Source organism: Fibrobacter sp. UWEL (assembly GCF_900142535.1).
Taxonomy (GTDB): Bacteria; Fibrobacterota; Fibrobacteria; order Fibrobacterales; family Fibrobacteraceae; genus Fibrobacter.
The window spans coordinates 1-1,371 of sequence record NZ_FRBE01000057.1; the positions used below are offsets into that span (position 1 = coordinate 1).

Genomic DNA, 1,371 nt, shown 5'->3' on the forward strand with positions numbered 1-1,371 from the left:
ATATTTCAAGAAGGTTCGTTTGGGCAATGTTGCCTAAGTCAAACAAGTTCAACTAAGAATGCAAATTTTTCTGTTGAAAAAAGTGAACCATTATAATTTTACCCTAGGAGTTTTATATGCGTAAAAAGATTTCGCTGATGCTTCCGCTGCTTTGTGCCCCGTTGGCCTTTTGGGCCTGCGGTGACGGCGAGTCCAATTCCGGGACCTCTGCAAATGGTTCCGTTTCTGAGGCCGATTTGGTTGTTGCGACTTTCGATGACTTGCCTGTTTGCAGCGGCAAGCGTGAGGGCGCTACCGCCTACGTGAAGGATGAAAAGACCGCCTACATCTGCGAAGACGGCAAATGGATTTCCGATGACGAAACGGACGGCGACGATTCCTCGTCGAGTGTCAAGCCGGGCAGTTCCTCTTCTTCTGTCAACCCAGGCTCTTCCAGCAGCAAGAAGGACGACCCGATGTCCAGTAGCAGTGTAGTTAGCTCTAGTAGCGAAAAGTCTTCTAGCTCTGTAAATTCTTCGTCATCGATTGAATCCAGTTCTTCTTCAAGTGTCACCCTGAACGAAGTCGAAGGGTCTAGTTCCTCCAGTGTCATTCCGGGCTCCGACCCGGAATCCAGCAGCAGTCGCGGTCTTTTTGATATGACGAAGGATGAATTTCTGAACCCGGAAATCACCTACGGCACCATGACTGATAAACGCGACAATAAGACCTATAAGACCGTAAAGATCGGTGATCAGGTGTGGATGGCCGAGAACCTGAACTATGCCGATTCTACAAAAATGCCGAGCCTGAAGGGTAAGTCCTGGTGCTATGACGATAAGGCCGAAAATTGTGATGTAACCGGTCGCCTTTACACCTGGGCAGCAGCCATTGACTCTGTTGCCTTGGCAAATGATGCTGATAATCCTCAGACCTGCGGTTATGGTGAGACCTGTACGCTGCCGACAGTTGTTCAAGGCGTGTGTCCCAGCGGCTGGCATTTGCCAACATACGACGAATGGCAAACATTGTTCAAGGCTGTTGGTGGTTCCAGCGCTGCTGGTAAGGCTCTTAAGTCGGGCAGTGGCTGGTCCGGCAATGGCAACGGAACGGATACCTACGGCTTCTCCGCGCTCCCTGCTGGCGGCAGGAACGACAATGGCTATTTCCGCGATGCCGGCAACCACGCCAGCTTCTGGTCTGCTAGCGAGGACGCTAGCAGCTACGCCTATTTCATGCGCTTGTACTACTACTACGAGTATGCCTACATGGACTACCACAGTAAGAACCTCGGTTACTCCGTTCGTTGTCTCCAGAACTGAAGCAAGGCGAGTGCCTCGCCAGAACGCTTGCGTTATGGCATGGTCGAGCCGCAGCGAAGTGGCGTGTGAA

General features: G+C 51.5%; 1 protein-coding gene. It reads left to right on the forward strand.

Annotation, left to right across the window (positions count from 1 at the left end):
• Positions 1–116 precede the first annotated feature (116 nt).
• Positions 117–1,301, forward strand: a complete 1,185-nt coding sequence (locus BUB59_RS14890) for a fibrobacter succinogenes major paralogous domain-containing protein (RefSeq protein ID WP_073231435.1) — start codon at positions 117–119, stop codon at positions 1,299–1,301.
• The last annotated feature ends 70 nt before the right edge of the window (positions 1,302–1,371 follow it).